Origin of the sequence: Pseudomonas sp. NPDC087342, assembly GCF_044744265.1 — a bacterium.
In the GTDB taxonomy this organism is placed as follows: domain Bacteria; phylum Pseudomonadota; class Gammaproteobacteria; order Pseudomonadales; family Pseudomonadaceae; genus Aquipseudomonas; species Aquipseudomonas nunensis.
The window spans coordinates 1,340,352-1,357,010 of record NZ_JBIUXZ010000001.1 but is presented as its reverse complement, the minus strand read 5'-3'; the positions used below and the strand labels follow the sequence as shown (position 1 = coordinate 1,357,010).

The 16,659-nt window shown below is 59.9% G+C and carries 14 protein-coding genes, 2 tRNA genes and 1 pseudogene; 8 read left to right on the top strand and 9 right to left on the bottom strand.

Going from position 1 to position 16,659, the window contains the following annotated elements; all coding sequences use genetic code 11:
- Positions 1 to 177: 177 nt before the first annotated feature.
- A complete protein-coding gene (locus ACIOYV_RS06130; protein ID WP_401321804.1) occupies positions 178 to 1,104 on the bottom strand; it encodes a 2-hydroxyacid dehydrogenase in 927 nt (308 codons plus the stop codon).
- Between the two features lie 272 nt (positions 1,105 to 1,376).
- Here ACIOYV_RS06130 and gabT point away from each other — a divergent pair, with 272 nt between their 5' ends.
- The 8 genes from gabT (at position 1,377) to ACIOYV_RS06090 (ending at position 8,350) form a co-directional block, all read left to right on the top strand.
- A complete protein-coding gene (gene gabT / locus ACIOYV_RS06125; protein ID WP_401321802.1) occupies positions 1,377 to 2,669 on the top strand; it encodes a 4-aminobutyrate--2-oxoglutarate transaminase in 1,293 nt (430 codons plus the stop codon).
- Positions 2,670 to 2,764: 95 nt separating this feature from the next.
- A complete protein-coding gene (locus ACIOYV_RS06120; RefSeq protein WP_401321799.1) occupies positions 2,765 to 3,421 on the top strand; it encodes a 2-haloalkanoic acid dehalogenase in 657 nt (218 codons plus the stop codon).
- 45 nt (positions 3,422 to 3,466) lie between these two features.
- Positions 3,467 to 3,955: an Lrp/AsnC family transcriptional regulator gene (locus tag ACIOYV_RS06115; RefSeq protein WP_027616181.1), complete on the top strand. Its 489-nt coding sequence runs from the start codon at positions 3,467 to 3,469 to the stop codon at positions 3,953 to 3,955.
- A 398-nt stretch (positions 3,956 to 4,353) separates the two neighbouring features.
- A complete protein-coding gene (locus tag ACIOYV_RS06110) occupies positions 4,354 to 5,124 on the top strand; it encodes a DUF4198 domain-containing protein (RefSeq protein WP_401321795.1) in 771 nt (256 codons plus the stop codon).
- Between the two features lie 27 nt (positions 5,125 to 5,151).
- Positions 5,152 to 6,357 (top strand): DUF1624 domain-containing protein, encoded by a 1,206-nt coding sequence (locus ACIOYV_RS06105; RefSeq protein WP_163910346.1) that lies wholly within the window; start codon positions 5,152 to 5,154, stop codon positions 6,355 to 6,357.
- Between the two features lie 66 nt (positions 6,358 to 6,423).
- Positions 6,424 to 7,767, top strand: a complete 1,344-nt coding sequence (locus tag ACIOYV_RS06100; protein ID WP_401321791.1) for an OprD family porin — start codon at positions 6,424 to 6,426, stop codon at positions 7,765 to 7,767.
- A 228-nt stretch (positions 7,768 to 7,995) separates the two neighbouring features.
- Positions 7,996 to 8,069 (top strand) — tRNA-Cys (locus ACIOYV_RS06095).
- Positions 8,070 to 8,263: 194 nt separating this feature from the next.
- Positions 8,264 to 8,350, top strand: a tRNA-Leu gene (locus ACIOYV_RS06090).
- A gap of 82 nt (positions 8,351 to 8,432) precedes the next feature.
- Here ACIOYV_RS06090 and ACIOYV_RS06085 read toward each other — a convergent pair.
- The 8 genes and pseudogenes from ACIOYV_RS06085 to ACIOYV_RS06050 form a co-directional block, all read right to left on the bottom strand.
- A pseudogene (locus ACIOYV_RS06085) lies at positions 8,433 to 8,708 on the bottom strand (tyrosine-type recombinase/integrase); the annotation flags it as partial.
- A 212-nt stretch (positions 8,709 to 8,920) separates the two neighbouring features.
- Entirely contained in the window at positions 8,921 to 9,517 is a 597-nt protein-coding gene (locus tag ACIOYV_RS06080) for a sarcosine oxidase subunit gamma (protein ID WP_401321788.1), read from the bottom strand.
- A 3-nt stretch (positions 9,518 to 9,520) separates the two neighbouring features.
- On the bottom strand, positions 9,521 to 12,418 hold the full coding sequence (locus tag ACIOYV_RS06075; RefSeq protein WP_401321785.1) for a 2Fe-2S iron-sulfur cluster-binding protein: 2,898 nt from the start codon (positions 12,416 to 12,418) through the stop codon (positions 9,521 to 9,523).
- On the bottom strand, positions 12,415 to 12,717 hold the full coding sequence (locus ACIOYV_RS06070) for a sarcosine oxidase subunit delta (RefSeq protein WP_401321782.1): 303 nt from the start codon (positions 12,715 to 12,717) through the stop codon (positions 12,415 to 12,417). Before ACIOYV_RS06070 ends, ACIOYV_RS06075 begins: the two co-directional genes overlap by 4 nt.
- A 13-nt stretch (positions 12,718 to 12,730) precedes the next feature.
- On the bottom strand, positions 12,731 to 13,972 hold the full coding sequence (locus tag ACIOYV_RS06065; RefSeq protein ID WP_046052994.1) for an FAD-dependent oxidoreductase: 1,242 nt from the start codon (positions 13,970 to 13,972) through the stop codon (positions 12,731 to 12,733).
- Positions 13,954 to 14,859 (bottom strand): bifunctional methylenetetrahydrofolate dehydrogenase/methenyltetrahydrofolate cyclohydrolase FolD, encoded by a 906-nt coding sequence (gene folD, locus ACIOYV_RS06060; protein WP_401321779.1) that lies wholly within the window; start codon positions 14,857 to 14,859, stop codon positions 13,954 to 13,956. The genes ACIOYV_RS06065 and folD overlap by 19 nt, the downstream gene beginning before the upstream one ends.
- Positions 14,856 to 15,722 (bottom strand): formyltetrahydrofolate deformylase, encoded by an 867-nt coding sequence (gene purU / locus ACIOYV_RS06055; protein ID WP_401321776.1) that lies wholly within the window; start codon positions 15,720 to 15,722, stop codon positions 14,856 to 14,858. Before purU ends, folD begins: the two co-directional genes overlap by 4 nt.
- Positions 15,723 to 15,973: 251 nt before the next feature.
- Entirely contained in the window at positions 15,974 to 16,573 is a 600-nt protein-coding gene (locus ACIOYV_RS06050) for a helix-turn-helix domain-containing protein (protein WP_123366042.1), read from the bottom strand.
- Positions 16,574 to 16,659: the final 86 nt, after the last annotated feature.

Here is a 16,659-nt window from a genome sequence, read left to right as displayed (position 1 = left end):
TTCGCGAGCAAGCTCAGTTCCTACAAGGGATTTGCGCCGCGAAGTAGATTTTTGCCATCACCCATACCCTGTAGGAGCGAGGCTTGCCCGCGAAGGCGTCATGCCAGTCAATATTGATGGCGACTGACACATTGTCTTCGCGGGCAAGCCTCGCTCCTACAGGTGTTCGGGGTGTGGTCAGTAACCCTGGCTGCGGTCGATCTGGCCCAGCATCGGCTGGCCTTTTTGATGTCGCCGGATATTCTCCAACAACACCCCAAACGCACTCTCCGGCTGGGTCATCGCGGCAATATGCGGTGTCAGCAGAATCTGCGGATGCGCCCAGAACGGATGATCCGCCGGCGCCGGTTCCTGCTGCAGCACATCCAGCACCGCGCCGCTGAGTCGCCCGCTGTCCAGCGCCTCCAGCAGATCATCCTCCACCAAATGCCCACCACGGCCCATATTGATCAACGCCGCGCCATGGGGCAGTTGCCGGAACAAATCACGATCCAGAATCCCCTGTGTCTGTTCCGTCAGCGGCAACACACACAACAAAATATCGCACTGGCTGAGAAACGCCGGCAATTGCTCGCGACCGGCATAACAATCCACGCCTGCCACCTGATGCGCACTGCGCGCCCACCCCTTCAACGCAAACCCCAACGGTTGCAACGTCGCCAGAATCTGTTGCGCCTGCGCCCCCAGCCCCATCACACCCACCCGACGTTTGCTCGCCGGTTGCAACATGTGCGCCTGCCAACACCGCGCCATCTGTTGCTGCCGATAACGCAGCATGTCCCGGTGCAGGCTCAGCACGGCAAAACTCGCGTATTCGCACATGCCACGGGTGATGCCCGGATCGAGCAACCGCACCACCGGCAAGCTCTCCGGAATACGGCCGAGGTCCAGTTGATCGACCCCGGCAGACAGCGCGAACAGCACTTTCAGGTTCGGCAACAAAGCTTCCAGATCGTCGGGCGCCTGCCACGCCGCCAGGTATTCAATCTGCGACGGGTCGCCAATCTCCGGCCAGGCGCGCCATTCGATGTCCGGGGCGTGTTCGGCGAACAGCGCTTGCCACTGTTCGCCGCGCACGGGGTCAGCTTTATAAAGCAGGGCCATGGGCAATTCCTGAATGGATGAAGGTGCTCTCATCATCGCGCAATGCCAGCGCAGGATCTGTCGAAAGCGCCGGGTTAAACGGCTCCGACCACGTTGTATCGCCCAGGCTGCGGCAGATTCGGCGGGCTGAAGGAATCTGCCGTTTGGCAGGGTGAAAACAGTCGATCCGAATTTCTCAGGGGGCAAGTTCGGCGTAGTTCGTTTCGCCCAGGCCTTAATCTGAACAGCATCGCAACCACCTCCCGGTTGCCGGACTCACGATGGGAAATGCCATGAATAGCAAAGTCGACGAAACCCCTCATTTGCTCCGTCAGCGCGATCAATTCGTGCCGCGTGGCCTGGTCACCGCTCACCCGTTGGTGATCGATCGCGCCCAAGGTGCCGAGTTGTGGGATGTGGACGGCAAGCGCTACCTGGATTTTGTCGGCGGCATCGGCGTGCTGAACATCGGCCACAACCACCCGAAAGTCGTCGCGGCGGTGCAAGCGCAACTGCAAAAAGTCTCCCACGCCTGTTTCCAGGTGGTCGCCTACAAGCCTTATCTGGACCTGGCCCAGCGCCTGTGCGAAATGATCGGCGGTAAAGAAGCCTGTAAAGCAGCGTTCTTCACCTCCGGTGCCGAGGCCGTGGAAAACGCGGTGAAGATCGCTCGCGCGCATACCAATCGCTCGGCGGTGATCGCGTTTCGCGGCGGTTTCCACGGTCGCACCTTGCTCGGCACCACGCTGACCGGCATGAGCCAACCGTACAAACAGAACTTCGGGCCGTTCGCGCCGGAGGTGTTCCATACGCCGTATCCGAATGCCTATCGCGGCGTCACCAGTGACATGGCGCTCAAGGCACTGGACGAATTGCTCGCCACCCAAGTGGCGCCGGAACGGGTCGCCGCGATCATCATTGAACCAGTACAGGGCGACGGTGGTTTCCTCTCGGCGCCGGTAGAGTTCCTTAAAGGCCTGCGTGCGCTGACTGAGAAGCACGGCATCGTGCTGATCCTCGATGAAATCCAGACCGGTTTCGGCCGCACCGGCAAATGGTTCGGCTTCCAGCACGCCGGCATCCAGCCGGACTTGGTGACCGTCGCAAAGAGCCTGGCCGGTGGCTTGCCGCTGTCGGGTGTGGTCGGCAAAGCCGCGATCATGGATGCGCCGCTGCCCGGTGGCCTCGGTGGCACCTACGGCGGCAACGCGCTGTCGTGCGCGGCGGCACTGGCGGTGATCGATGCCTTTGAGGAAGAACAGCTGCTGGCTCGCGGTGAAGCGTTGGGCGAGCGTCTGCGTCAGGGCCTGCTGAAATTACAGAGCAGTCACCCGCAAATCGGTGACGTGCGCGGCGCCGGGTTCATGCTGGCGATTGAGCTGATCAAACCAGATGAGGCTCGCACGCCGGATGCTGATCTAAACCAGCGCGTGATCGATGAAGCGCGCAAGGGCGGTTTGCTGGTGATCAAATGCGGCGTGTACCGCAACGTCCTGCGGTTCCTCGCGCCACTGGTGGCGACCGAAGCCCAGGTCGATGAAGCGCTGCAAATTCTCGAAGGCGCTTTGGCACGCGTCTTGAACTGAGCTCCTGAAGACGTGGGGCGCGGCTGAAAGGCCGCGCCCGTGAGCGTTTATGGAGCATGGATTGATGGAATGCATCATCGGAGGCTTGGCACACCATGGGGCTGACTGAATACCGCGCGCTGCTCATCGATTGCGATGAAGTCCTGGTTGATCGCGACTCGGGGGTCTGGGCGGCGTTGCAACCGCTGCTCGACAGCCGGGGCGGGCACCCGGACAAGGAACAGGTGCTGGCCGAATACAGCGAGGTGGTGCGCGCACTGTATCCGCGCTTCAGTGAGCTAGGCTTCAGTGGACTGCTGTGTTTCGCCCATCGCCAACTGGCCGAGCGCTGGGGCCTGAAAGCCAGTTGGGAGGAGGGCATGAGCTTCGCCCGTTCGGTGGCCGGCTGGTCGCTGTTCGAGGACGCACCGGGGGCGATGCTGTACCTGCGCAAGTTCTACCGCCTGCTGGTGCAGGGTGATCGAGATGCCGAGGATCGCGGGCTGCTCTGTGAGCGGTTGGGGATCATGCCCGATGACTTTATCTCGCTGGCCAGCGACCCGTTGCAGGACGCGCAATGGCTGGAGGCCAACGCGTTCAAGCCCGGCGAGATCCTGCAAGTGACCCGGCCTTCCGCCGGTCGGCAGGCGATCAGCGACGTGTGCCTGATCTGTCGCGGCCGGGTCAAACACCCGACGCCGTGTGCGGCGGATTACTGCATCAACAGCATGGCGGATCTGGTGGCGCAGCATCAGCTGTCTTTACGGCGCTGATTTTGCTAGAAGATTGTCTTACAAACGGCAGTCAAGAGGTACGCAATGGAAGGTTTAGTAAAACTGGACCGAATCGACATCAGCATCCTGGTCGAGCTGCAAAAGGATGGGCGCATGACCAACGTCAGCCTCGCCGATGCCGTGGGTTTATCGGCCAGCCCCTGCCTGCAACGGGTCAAACGGCTGGAATCGGCCGGGTATATCTCCAGCTACAAGGCGCACCTGAACCTGGCGAAAATCACCGAATCGGTGACGGTCTTCACCGAAATCACCCTCAGTGACCACAAGCGCGAAGACTTCGCCAAGTTCGAATCCAACATTCGCCTGGTGGACGAAGTGCTCGAATGCCATTTGATCAGCGGTGGCTACGATTACCTGGTGCGCTTCATGACCCGCAGTATTCAGCACTATCAGGAAGTCATCGAAAGCCTGCTGGACAAGAACATCGGCATCTCCAAGTACTTCAGCTACATCGTCATCAAGTCGCCTGTGCTGAAGGATGGCGTGCCGTTGCGTAAGTTGTTGCGGCACTGACTGACTCGATTTCAATACCAATACAAGTCCCTGTGGGAGCGAGCTTGCTCGCGATGAGGCCGTGTCAGTTGATAAAAATGTCGACTGACTCACCGCCATCGCGAGCAAGCTCGCTCCCACAGTTATTTCGTGGTGCGCAATGCACTGCGTTTGGACATTGCCTCGATTGAATCGCAGAAGCCGCCTCATCCTGGCGCAAGCCGCATAAACCACCGTTTCCCGCCGTAAAAACAGTCTCCGATGACTCCACAGGCACTGATTACAGAACAACGCGCAAAAGTCTTCGCGCTGTAATGCGTTCAGAGAGAGGGGCGCGGTTTGTGATGTCGCTGATTTCGGGAGGATGAAGCGTCGGCACGAATCGCGGAATAACACCAATCGGAGCCAAAAAAATGCGAATGAGCAACGCAAAAGCACTGTTGGGTTACGGCGTCTTGCTGCTGGCTGGCAGCAGTGAGGCGCATCAGATCTGGTACGAACAGCCACCCGGGCAACCGTTGGCGCTGTACTACGGGGAATACGACAAGAACATGCTGGAGGTGACGCCGGGCGGGATGGACCGGTTCCAGCAACTCAAGGGATGGTCGATCAGCAACAATTCGAAACCATTGAATCTGACCTTGCAACGTCAGGCGTTTGCGGTGGCGCATCAGGCCAAGCGCGATGACTCACTTCTGGCCCAAGATCCGCATTATCCGATCTTCGACCTGCACGAAGCCGACAAGACGCTGAAAACCCACTGGACGCCGGCAACCCGCTGGGTCGGCGATTTACGTGCGCGAACCCCGGAGCTGACCCTGGACATCGTGCCCACCGGCATCGCTGACGCAAACAAGGCGCAGTTCCAAGTGTACTATTCGCAAAAACCGCTGGCGGATCAGGACGTTATATTGGAAACCGGCTCTGGCGAGGTCTTCACCCAGCGCACCGATGCGGCGGGCAAGGTCAGCTTCGAGTTGCCCTGGCAGGGCACGTATGTGGTGGCCGTCGAATACAAGGACCACACGCCCGGTGAACGCGTCAGCCCCCAAGGCAAGACCGAGCCATACGACCTGAAGAGCTTCAGCTCCACGCTGTCGTTCTATCGGGCCGAGGGTAAGCCGTCGTTGCCACGGGCACCGTCGCATCTGCCGGCCTCTGAAGTCGCCCGGTTGAAGAAACAGGCCTGATCCATCGCCCCCAAAGGAGTCACCACTATGTCCCAATCTTCAGGATTGGCCGGGCAGGCGGGAAGTATTTCCCCGGCGCTGGCCACCCCCGCTGTAAAAGCCAACACCCGAATGCTGGCGATCGACGCTCTGCGCGGCTTCGTCATGTTGTTGATGCTGATCGACCACGTGCGCGAAACCTTCCTGCTGCACCGTCAGGTCACCGACCCGATCGACGCCTTGAGCGTCACGCCGGACCTGTACTTCACCCGCATGCTCAGCGAAATCTGCGCCCCGGTGTTTATCTTCCTCACCGGTCTGTCAGCCTGGCTCTACAGCCAGAAACACACGGCCAGCGAAACGTCGGTGTTCCTGCTCAAGCGCGGGTTCTTCCTGGTGTTCCTGGAGATCACCTTCGTCTGCTTCGCCTGGAACGCCGAGTTCCCGCCCAAGACTTTGTGGCTGCAAGTGATCTGGTGCATCGGCATCTGCATGATCGTGCTCGCCGGGTTGCTGCACTTCAAACGCAGCTGGCTGATTGTGCTGGGGCTGGCCATCGTCGCCGGGCACAACCTGTTCGATAACGTGGTGGTCGGGCCGGAGTCGCCGTTCTATGTGCCGTGGTCGATCCTGCATCAGAAGGTGTTTATCGACATCACCGAATTCACCCGGGCCCGCACGACCTATCCGGTGCTGCCGTGGATTGGTGTGATCCTGTTGGGTTGGGCGATCGGGCCGTGGTTCGGCAAGGACATGGACCCGGCGGAGCGGATTTCCCGCCTGGTTAAACTCGGCGCGGGCCTGCTGGTGGCGTTCGTGTTCATCCGTTACCTGAACGTCTATGGCGAGAAGCCATGGGTGCAGACCGGCGACTCGTTGCGCACCTTCATGAGCTTCATGAGCGCGAAGAAGTATCCGCCGTCGCTGATGTTCCTGATGCCGACCCTCGGCTTGGGCCTGCTCCTGCTGGCGTTGTTCGAGAAACTGCAGGATCGCTGGTCCACCGCGACGCTGGCGATCTACGGCGGGGCGCCGATGTTCTTCTATTTGCTGCACCTCTATGTGCTCAAGGCCATGTACCTGGTGGCCGTCGCGATCTGGGGCGCCAATCAGGGCGCGTACTACGGCTTCGATAACCTGCCGACCGTGTGGCTGTGGAGCGCGATCCTCGGCGTATTGATGTTCTTCCCGACACGCTGGTTCGCCAGCCTCAAGCAGCGCCGTCGCGACATCGCGATCCTCAAATACCTCTGAGTTGGCCAAGGGTGTCCCGCGTCTGGCGGGACACCTTGCAGACCCCGAATTTCGTGGAGTTGCCCTGTGAAAACCCTATCGACACACACCCTGCTATTGGCATTGGGCGGGCAGTCGCTGCTCGCCCTGGCTTCAGAGCAAGACAACGCAAAAGGCTTTGTCGAGGACAGCCAGTGGAGCCTGCTCAACCGTAGCGTCTACGACCGCCGCGACTATGAACACGGTGCCCTGAGCAACGGCGCACGCAATGCCTACAAGCCGCGCGCCCAGCGTAGCGACCTCGCCGAAGAATGGGCCTACGGCCTGATGGCCGATTTCACCTCAGGTTATACACGCGGCACCGTAGGCTTTGGCTTCGATGCCCACGCCTATTCCGGTTGGGAACTGGACAGCGGAGGCGGGCGGGCCGGCAAGGCGCGGTTGCTTGGCGTGGACAATGACGGTCATCCCAAGGATGAATACAGCCGCGGTGGCGCCGTAGCGAAAGTGCGTTTCTCTTCAACCGAACTGCGTTACGGCGAACAACGGGTGAAAACCCCAGTGTTCGGCTCATCCGACAGTCGCCTGCTACCGGAAACCGCCACCGGCTGGCTGCTGACCAGCCGCGAACTGCCGGCCACCACGCTCTACGGCGGACACTTCAACGAAAGCACCGACCGCAACGCCACCAGTCACGACCAGGGATTTGTCGTCAACTACTCCAACGGTAAACAGGGCGACAGCTTCGATCTGGTGGGCGTGCGCAACACCGCGCTCAAAGGACTGAATGCCAGCCTGTTCAGTGCGGTGTACGCCGACACTTGGCGCCAGCATTACTTGGGCGCGGTCTACACCCAGCCGATAGCGGACGGTCAGGACCTGACTTTCGACCTCAATCTGTATCGCACCCAAGACACGGGTAAAGCCTTGTCCGGCCGGATCGACAACACCACGTGGAGTTTTCTCACGACGTATAAGGCCGGTTCCCACAGCTTTGGCCTGGGTTATCAGAAAGTCGATGGCGACACGCCCTACGACTACGTCACACGCGGCGCGATCTACCTGAGCAACGCCGTAGCCCTGTCCGACTTCAACGCCCCGCAGGAGGCATCCTGGCAAGCGCGCTACGACCTGAACCTGGCGGGCTACGGCATCCCCGGCCTGACCTTCGGCGCACTCTATGTGCGTGGCAGCGGCATCGACGGCAGCCACATGGACCCGAGCGGTGGTTACAAATGGCTGGGTTACGGCCAGGGCGGCAAACACTGGGAGCGGGATCTACAGGCAAAATACGTGGTGCAATCCGGCGCGGCGAAAAACCTCGCGTTCACCTTGCGCCACGCCGTGCATCGCGGCAACGCGGCGCAGGCTGAGCTGGATGCCAACCAGATTCGGCTGGCCGTGGAGTATCCGTTGGGTGGGAAATTCTGAGAGAACAAACGGGGCCGGGGGCGAACGCGGTCTGTTCAACCCGGAAGAAATTTTTTTGAAATCAAGGGGTTGCCAGCCTCGGGAAATCAGTACATAATTCACGCCATCGAAAGCACTGACGGCTTAAAAAGCTCAATGTTTTCAAAGAGTTAGAGAATGATTCAGTCAACTCTCGAAGCTCAGCGTTTGTATGCATTTGGTGTCGTGCTACTGACATCAGATGTTTGAGGCCGAGTAGCAAAATGGTTATGCAGTGGATTGCAAATCCACCTACGCCGGTTCGATTCCGACCTCGGCCTCCACTTTAAACGAGCTCCGTAGATCCTTGATCTACGGAGCTTTTTTATTTTCGCTGTCCTGCAAGATTTAGTCTTGAAAAGGACATATGCGAACTTGCTTCACGGGGGAGGGATGTATATATTTCCACCTCTGTTGCACAAGCGTCAGAACTGCCAGATGTTTATCCGGCAGCCTCAGATTGCTTCACCGCGCTACCGCCCGAATGGCGAAACTGGTAGACGCATGGGACTTAAAATCCCCCGCTCGTAAGGGCGTGCCGGTTCGATTCCGGCTTCGGGCACCATCTAAAATCAAGGGTTTGCGGGCGAAAGCTGATGCAAACCCTTGTTTGTTTCCGGTCCGCTTGTTTGGAGTTGGTCCGTAATTCACTTGGTTGAAGTGACTTTCTTGCCCAGGCGATTCCGGATGTATTGCTCAGTCATAACCACGGTCGTATGCCCAAGTTGATCTCTCGCCTGCATGACGTCACCACTCGAGTCGGCTTTATCCGTGCCTGCCTTGGCGCGTAAATCCCGCGTCTGAAATGCAGACTTCGCAACACCGGCCGCTTCCCTGGCCAAATCAAACCTTCTTCGCAACATCGCCACCGTCATTGGTATGCCATTCTCTGTAACGATCAACCGCGTCGAGCGGACCTTGTGTTCTGAGACTAAAAAATTCTGGATTTCAATGGGGCGGACATCAGATGCGAGTTTCGTTTCCCGTTCCAGGATTCACAAAAAACGCCACTCAATGAGTGGCGTTTTTTTGTGCGTGAGATTTACAAGCGGCATTGTCATCACTGTCGGCACCTGCCCATGCATGCTTAGACTGGAATGTCGTCTCAGCATGCATGACCAGTAGGGCCGCAGAGTCAGCGCGTTACCAAAGCCGTAGTCAGACCTGAAAACTCCTGCATTGCATCCTCCAAGGCCCCCCGAAAATATTCCTGCGACGCCCGGTCACAAAGGATGTGCAGGCTCGCCTGCTGCACGGTACCTGAATTGATGACGATCACGTTGATGCGTGCCGCCGACGTCTGGGCCACGGCTCCGGGGCCGAACGCCTGCGGGCTCAGATCAACCCCGCAGAGCTTGGCCAATACTTCGCTCAGATGATCCCCCGTCAGCTGAAAACAGGCATGGCTATCCTGACGAGGCAGCAGATAGTTGGCTTGACGATCAAGTTCCCAGCGGGCCTCTTCATCCGCCATTCGTTGGCCCTGATCCTCGGGACTGCCCAGCAGCAGGTATTCGGTCTGCGACAGCCGCGCTACCTGACTGCCATCGGCTTGAATCACCGCACGGTTGGGCGCATCCGGCAGGACGAAGCCGCGGCTGCGCAGGTACTCGGCACTGTGGGCGCCGCGGAATCCGACCCGTGGCAGGTCGGTCAGGTCCGCCAGGCGGCACCCCAGCAACGGTGCCAGGGCTTGCCGGGCGATGCTGTGTTGTTCTCTCAGACTGCTCATGACTCAAAGCTCCTGGCGTTGGTTGTCGGGATCGAAGAAGGGCAACTGCACCACCTCGGCCTGGACCACGATGCCGCCTTCGACGCGGATCGGAATCCGATGCCCAGGCGTGCTCTGGTCGATGCCGGCGTAGGCCAGGCCGATGATCTTGCCCAGGGAGGCGGAATACTCGCAGGAGGTGACGTTGCCGCTGATGTCCGGGCCGTTAAGCACCAGATGGCCTTCCAACGGTTGCAGGCTGCCTTTGGGCAGGTTGAAACCCACCAGTTTGCGTTTCAGTGGCTGGGCTTCGAGGATGTCTACCGAGCGGCGGCCGACGAAGAACGGCTTGGTGCGGTTGACCGCCCAGCCCATGTCGATTTCCGCCGGGTGAGTCATGCCGTCGGTGTCCTGGCTGATGATCACGTGGCCTTTTTCAAGGCGCAGCAGGCGCTGCGTTTCGACGCCGAAGGGGCGGATGTCATAGGCCTTGCCGGCTTCTATCAGCGCATCCCAAAGCTTGAGACCGTGGCGTGCAGGAACGTGGATTTCATACCCCAGTTCGCCTACGAATCCGACTCGCAACAAGCGCGCTTTGATCCCCGCGACCGTGCCCTGACGCACGCCCAGATAAGGAAACCCTTCGGCGCTCAGGTCGAGGTCGGTGCAGACCTGTTCCAACACCTTGCGCGAGTCCGGCCCGGCAAGGTTCACCGCGCAAATGGCCGCGGTGACGTTGGCGACGTCCACGTCCAGGCGCCATTGCGCGTTCCACTTAAGCATTTGCTGATAGATCCGGTCGACACCGCTGGTGGTGGCAGTGACATAGAAATGGTTTTCGGCAAACCGCGCACAGACGCCGTCGTCGATTACCACGCCGTGCTCATTGGTCATCAGCGCGTAACGGGAGCGACCGATCGGCTGTTTGAGAAAGGCGAACGTGTACATCCGATTGAGCAGTTCGGCCGCGTCCGGGCCGCGCACATCCAGGCCGCCGAGGGTCGAGACATCGATGATGCCGACCTTGTTGCGCACGTGCAGGGCTTCGGCCTGCATGCACGCCTCGCGATCCTTCGCGTTGCCGTAGTAGGCCGGGCGTTGCCAGATGCCTGCAGGCATCATCTTCGCGCCAGCTTGTAGGTGACGAGCGTGCATCGGCGTTTGTCGGTACGGGTCGAACGCGCGACCGGCGACATGCGCTAGCTTTTCCGCAACAAACGGCGGTCGGGCCGTGGTCACGCCGGTTTCACTGATATTGCGTTGGGTGGCCCAGGCCACCAACCGCGCGGTCGGCAACGCCGAGTGACGACCCTGAGACGGTCCCATGCCGACGGTGGAGTAGCGCTTGACCAGTTGTACGTCGCGATAGCCGATCCGGGTGGCGTTGACGATGTCGGCCACTTGCAGATCCTCGTCGAAGTCGACGAAGTCCTTGCCTTTGGGGTGCGGGAAGATTGGCCAATTAAAGTTGACCTGCGCCTCGCCGCTCAATGGCTCGCGTTGCGTGCCTACTGTCAGGCCCAACGCGAGGGCGGCTTCGGCACCGGCATTCACGCCATCGGCAATCACGTTATCGAGCTGGTGACGACCGTTGACCGAGCCGGCGACATTCAGATTCCTTGGCAGGCCGCTGAGCGTGAACTCGGCACGCTGATCGTCGTAGGCCAGTTTGCCGCCAGCCTGGCAAAGCAGTTGATAGACCGGCATGTAGCCGGCGGACATGCACAGTAAATCGCACTCCAGGCGTTGTCCGCTCTCGGCGACCTGGCCTTGTGCGGTGATCTTGCGCACGTCGACGCCGTTGATATGGCGCATGCCTTTCTCGTGCAGGGCTTCATAGACAGTGCTATTGCCCTGGCAGCAGATCTTGCGTTGCGCCAGTGCGCGCAGCAGGGATTCGTCCGAAGGACCATGGCGCAGGTCCACCACAGCGACAACCTCCACGCCCTGGTCGTGCAGATCCAGCGCGGCGAGGTAACCGTCATCGTTGCCCGTCAGCACCACGGCGCGTTTACCGGGTTTGACCGCGTACAGCTTCATCAGCCGTTGCGCGGCGCTGGTTAGCATCACACCCGGCAGGTCGTTGTTGCGAAAGATCACCGGCTGATCGAAGGAGCCGCTGCACACCAGGCACTGGCGGGCGCGGACCTTGTACATGCGTTTACCCTGAATCACCGGCAGGTAGTTGTCGGTGAACCAGGCGTTGCAAGTGGCTTCGGTCAGGATCTGGATATTGGCGTGTTGCTCTACCGCCGCGAGCAGTGTTCGGCGCAGGGTTTCAGCCCTGTCGCCTTCGATATCGAAGCGGGCATAGGTTAGCGAACCACCCAGAACGGGTTGTTGCTCGATGAGCAACACCCTGGCCCCTGCGTTGGCTGCCATCAGCGCCGCATGGAGCCCGGCGGGGCCCGCGCCGATTACCGCGACGTCGGTGAACAAGTAGGCCTTGTCGTAGTACTCGGGCTGGAATTTCAGGTCGAGCACGCCGAGGCCGGCCTTCCTGCGAATGATCGGCTCCCAGACTTTCCACATGCCTTTGGGCTTGTAGAACGAACGGTAGTAGAAGCCCACCGGCATGAATTTGGAGAATTTGCCCAGGTAGGCGTCGCGGTCATTGTCCAGTGAGCCGTTTACATTCTGCGCGGTCACCTGCAACCCGGCAGACAAGGTATGGGCATCGGCCAGCACGTTGGGTTCTTCGGGCAATTGCACCAGGCTATTGGCGTCCTGGCCGGCCATCGTCAGAGGGCCACGCGGGCGATGGTATTTGAACGAACGGGAGATCAGGAAACGCCCGTTAGCCAGCAAGGCGCTGGCGATGCTGTCGCCCTGCAAGCCTTGGTAGCGCTGGCCGTCGAAGCTGAAATCGAGCGGCTGATCACGGTCGATCAGCAAACCCATGGGGGCGGGGAGGCGATTCATCCTGCGATCTCCTTGGCAGCGGCGTTGAATTCCACACGGGCGGTGAACAGTTCTTTGGGATCGAAGGTCCGCAGGATTTCATCGGTGACGGTGTGACGCTCCGCCAGAAACCAGTAGCTGGAGGGCGTGTGCATCCACCATTCGCGCACCACGCCGGCGAGGTTGTCGGTGTTGAACACGTAATCGGCCCATTCGGCATCGCTGCAACTGACCGGATCAGGCATCGGCTTGAATTCGCCGCCATAAGTGAACTCGCTGATATTGCGCGGCCCGTTTAGCGGGCAATTGATGATTTTCATAGTCCGCTCTCCGTCAGTGACTGGCCGCCGTGGCGCCCATTTCGTTGACTTGCTGGAAGGTCGAGAAGCGCTCAAGACCGAAGGGTTTGATCAGCTCCGGCACCTTGCCGCCGCTGGCCACCAACTCGGCCATGGTCTTGCCGCAGATCGGCGTGGCCTTGAAGCCCCAGGTACCCCAGCCGGCGTCGAGGTAGTAATTTTTCACCGGCGACAGGCCCATGATCGGGCTGTAGTCCGGGGTCATGTCGGTGATGCCGGCCCATTGGCGCATCAGCTTGGCGTTGGCCAGGAACGGGAACATCTCGATCGCATGGGCGAGCAGGCTTTCCTTGAGGTCCAGCGTCGAGCGGGTGTTGAACAGCGGATAGGGATCGGAGCCACCGCCGAAAACCACTTCACCACGGCTGGTCTGTTGCACGTAGCAGTGCAGGGCGGAGGAACTCACCAGCGGATCGAGAAACGGTTTGAACGGCTGGGTGACCATCGCTTGCAGCGGGAAGGTCTGGATCGGCGAACGGATTCCGGCCTTGGCCATCAGCAACGAACTGTGCCCGGCAATCGCCTGCACCGCACAACCGCATTTGATGGTGCCTCGGTTGGTCTTTACGGCGGTGATGGCGCCGTTCTCGATGATCAGGTCCTGGACTTCGGTGAGCTGATGGATTTCCACGCCGCGCTTGGCGGCTTGTTTGGCGTAACCCCAGGCCACCGCGTCATGGCGGGCAGTGGCGCCGTCGATATGCCAGAGCCCGGCGATCACCGGCAAGTGGCCGGGATCGAGGTTGAGGCTGGGCACCAGTTCGCGGATCTGCTGCCGGTCGATCATCTCGGTACGGCCGCCAAAGTGTTTGTTGACCTCGGCGCGCTGACGGAATGAACGCACCGTGGCATCGGTGTGGGCCAGGGTCAGTTGGCCGCGCTCGGAGTACATGATGTTGAAGTCGAACTCGTTGGACAGCGACTGGAACATGCGCACCGACTCGGCATAAAAGCGCACACCTTCGCTGGTCAGGTAGTTGGAGCGGATCACCGCGGTGTTGCGCGCGGTATTGCCGCCGCCCAGGTAAGACTTTTCCAGCACCGCGATGTTGGTGATGCCGTGGTACTTGGCCAGGTAGTAAGCGGTGGCCAGACCGTGGCCGCCGGCACCGATGATCACCACGTCATAGCTCGACTTGAGTTCCTTCGGTGGCGGCAAATCCACTTCCACCGGGTACTCCGAACTCAGCCCGTATTTCAATAGATTGAATGGCATAGGGCCTCCGATTGGTTGTGTAGGGCCTGGTGTTGCGCAAGGGCTGCGGTGACAGTGTTTTTCATCAGAAAGGCGATGGTCATCGGCCCGACACCACCAGGGACCGGGGTGATCGCTGCTACATGGGGCAAGGCGCTGTCGAAGTCGACATCGCCTACCAGACGGCTGCGGCCATCGTCTTCGATGCGGTTGATGCCGACGTCGATCACCACGGCGCCTGGCTTGAGCCAACTGGCGTCGATCAGCCTTGGGCGACCCACGGCGGCGATGACGATGTCTGCCTGCCGGCACAGAGCCTGCGGATCCGAGCTGCGCGAATGCAGGACGGTCACCGAGCAGTCGGCCTGCAGCAACAACGCTGCCATGGGTTTGCCGACGATGTTCGAGCGGCCGATCACCACCGCGTGCTTGCCGCGCAGATCGCCGCAGGTTTGTTCCAGCAAATACAAACAACCACTGGGGGTGCAGGGCGCGAGTACCGTGCGACCCTGGCTGAGACCGCCGACGTTCTGACTGTGGAACCCGTCTACATCCTTGTCCGGAGCGATAGCCTCCAGTGCGCGTAATTCATCGATATGCGAAGGCAGCGGCAGTTGCAGAAGAATGCCGTGGATCGAGCGATCGGCATTCAATCGGGCGATCAGAATGAGTAACTGTTCAGTGCTGGTGTCCGTGGACAGCCGATGTTCCAGCGAGCGGATACCCACCTCTTCGGCGCGCAGGATCTTGTTTCGCACGTAAACCTGGCTGGCCGGGTCGCTGCCCACCAGAATCACCGCCAGTGCCGGTTGAATGTCTTGCTCGCGCAGGCGCTCCACGTCCTTGCGGACCTGTACCAGCACGCGGGCAGCGGTGGCTTTGCCGTCAATCAACTTGTGCATGTTCACCGGAAGATCACCGTTCTGTCCTGGTTGAGGAAAACCCGATGCTCCAGGTGGTACTTGACCGCCTTGGACAGGGCCACGGTTTCGGTGTCGCGGCCGGTGGCGACCAGGTCGTCGGGCAGGTAGACGTGGTCGACACGCTGCACTTCCTGCTCAATGATCGGTCCCTCGTCGAGGTCGCTGGTGACGTAATGGGCGGTGGCGCCGATCAGTTTCACGCCACGCTGGTAGGCCTGGTGATAAGGCTTGGCGCCTTTGAAACCGGGCAAGAACGAGTGGTGAATGTTGATCGCCCGCCCCGAGAGTTGCTTGCACAGGTCATCGGAGAGGATCTGCATGTAGCGCGCCAAGACCACCAGTTCAGTGTCGGTGTCGTCGACGATCTTCATCAGCTCGGCTTCCTGTCGAGCCTTGGTTTCCTTCGTCACCGGCAAGTAGATGAAGCGAATGCCCTCGCGTTCGGCCATGGGCCGCAAGTCGAGGTGGTTGGAGACGATGGCGGTGATGGTCATGTCCATCTCGCCCTTGTGGTAGCGGTAGAGCAGGTCGGTCAGGCAGTGGTCGAACTTGCTGACCATCAGCAGCACGCGCATTGGCTCGCGGGTGTCATGCAATTCCCAGGTCATCTCGAACGCCTTGGCGACGTCGGCGAAACCGTCCTTGATCTGTTGAATGTCGCCCTGATGGCCGTCGTTGAAACGGAACACTGCACGCATGAAAAAACGGCCGCTGAAGTCGTCGTCGAATTGCGCCATCTCCCCGATGTAGCAACTGTTGTCCGCCAGGTAGGTGGTGACGGCAGCGACAATGCCGGACACCGCGGGACAGGTGATCTTGATGATGAAATGGTTTTTTTCGTGTTGCATGACACGTCCTCGGGATGATGGCGGCAGCTCATTGCATAGCGAAAAAAGTGTCAGCGGACAGCAGGCTCATCCATGAGCGCATTTTCTTGTGGGGAATAAATTATTCCTATTGGTGGCTTTATAGGGGAAATGGGTGTGTCACGTCCAGAGCTTTCAAGAAAGTTTTTTAACTGGCAGGAAAATGCCTGAGGCCGACATGGGTCGGCCTCAAGTTGGGGCAATGCGGGGCAATGCGGGGGAAGAGGGGGGCGTTACTCTTTGTCGCTGCCGTAATTCATGATCGACAGCAGGCGGATCGGCACTTGCACCAGTTGCTCGGGGCCGTGAGGAATTTCGCCTTCGAACGTCAAGCTGTCGCCAGCCTCCATGCGGTACAACTGATTGCCGTGGCGATAGATCAGTTCACCTTCCAGCAAATGGAGGAATTCGGTGCCGGGGTGAGAGAAGGTCGGAAACTCCTCACTCGCGTCATCCATGCTGACCATGTAGGCCTCGAAGCTCTTCTTCGGCCCGCGGGTGTGGTTGAGCAGATGGTACGTATGGCCTTTCTCGGTGCCACGGCGCACCACTTCCATGCCCTGATCGGCCTTGACCAACAGCGCGCTGCCGTCCTGCTGATCATATTCGCTGAACAACTTGGACAGTGGCAGGCCAAGCACATCGCACAGACGGCTCAGGGTATCGAGGCTGGTGGACACCTGGGCGTTTTCGATCTTGCTCAACATGCCCTGACTGATATCGGCAATCTTGGCCACGTCAGACAATTTCAGATCCTGAGCCTGGCGCTGGCGCTTGATCTGCAATCCCAGGTATTGCTCAAGCTTGAGGCGCGGGGCGGTTTCGGTCGACATAGTCATCAGATCCTGCACACTTTCCGTTCAGTAATATTAGTTTCGCACTGAGAAAGTGCAAATGGCGACGCTTGGCGCCTGCCCTG

What these genes read in the sequence shown, in the direction of transcription:
- gabT (WP_401321802.1), top strand. Translation starts at nt 1,377, where the DNA reads ATGAATAGCAAAGTCGACGAAACCCCTCATTTGCTCCGTCAGCGCGAT.
- ACIOYV_RS06070 (WP_401321782.1), bottom strand. Translation starts at nt 12,717, where the DNA reads ATGAAAATCATCAATTGCCCGCTAAACGGGCCGCGCAATATCAGCGAG.
- ACIOYV_RS06080 (WP_401321788.1), bottom strand. Translation starts at nt 9,517, where the DNA reads ATGAGCAGTCTGAGAGAACAACACAGCATCGCCCGGCAAGCCCTGGCA.
- ACIOYV_RS06130 (WP_401321804.1), bottom strand. Translation starts at nt 1,104, where the DNA reads ATGGCCCTGCTTTATAAAGCTGACCCCGTGCGCGGCGAACAGTGGCAA.
- ACIOYV_RS06050 (WP_123366042.1), bottom strand. Translation starts at nt 16,573, where the DNA reads ATGTCGACCGAAACCGCCCCGCGCCTCAAGCTTGAGCAATACCTGGGA.
- ACIOYV_RS06065 (WP_046052994.1), bottom strand. Translation starts at nt 13,972, where the DNA reads ATGCCATTCAATCTATTGAAATACGGGCTGAGTTCGGAGTACCCGGTG.
- ACIOYV_RS06110 (WP_401321795.1), top strand. Translation starts at nt 4,354, where the DNA reads ATGAGCAACGCAAAAGCACTGTTGGGTTACGGCGTCTTGCTGCTGGCT.
- ACIOYV_RS06075 (WP_401321785.1), bottom strand. Translation starts at nt 12,418, where the DNA reads ATGAATCGCCTCCCCGCCCCCATGGGTTTGCTGATCGACCGTGATCAG.
- purU (WP_401321776.1), bottom strand. Translation starts at nt 15,722, where the DNA reads ATGCAACACGAAAAAAACCATTTCATCATCAAGATCACCTGTCCCGCG.
- ACIOYV_RS06105 (WP_163910346.1), top strand. Translation starts at nt 5,152, where the DNA reads ATGTCCCAATCTTCAGGATTGGCCGGGCAGGCGGGAAGTATTTCCCCG.
- ACIOYV_RS06115 (WP_027616181.1), top strand. Translation starts at nt 3,467, where the DNA reads ATGGAAGGTTTAGTAAAACTGGACCGAATCGACATCAGCATCCTGGTC.
- ACIOYV_RS06120 (WP_401321799.1), top strand. Translation starts at nt 2,765, where the DNA reads ATGGGGCTGACTGAATACCGCGCGCTGCTCATCGATTGCGATGAAGTC.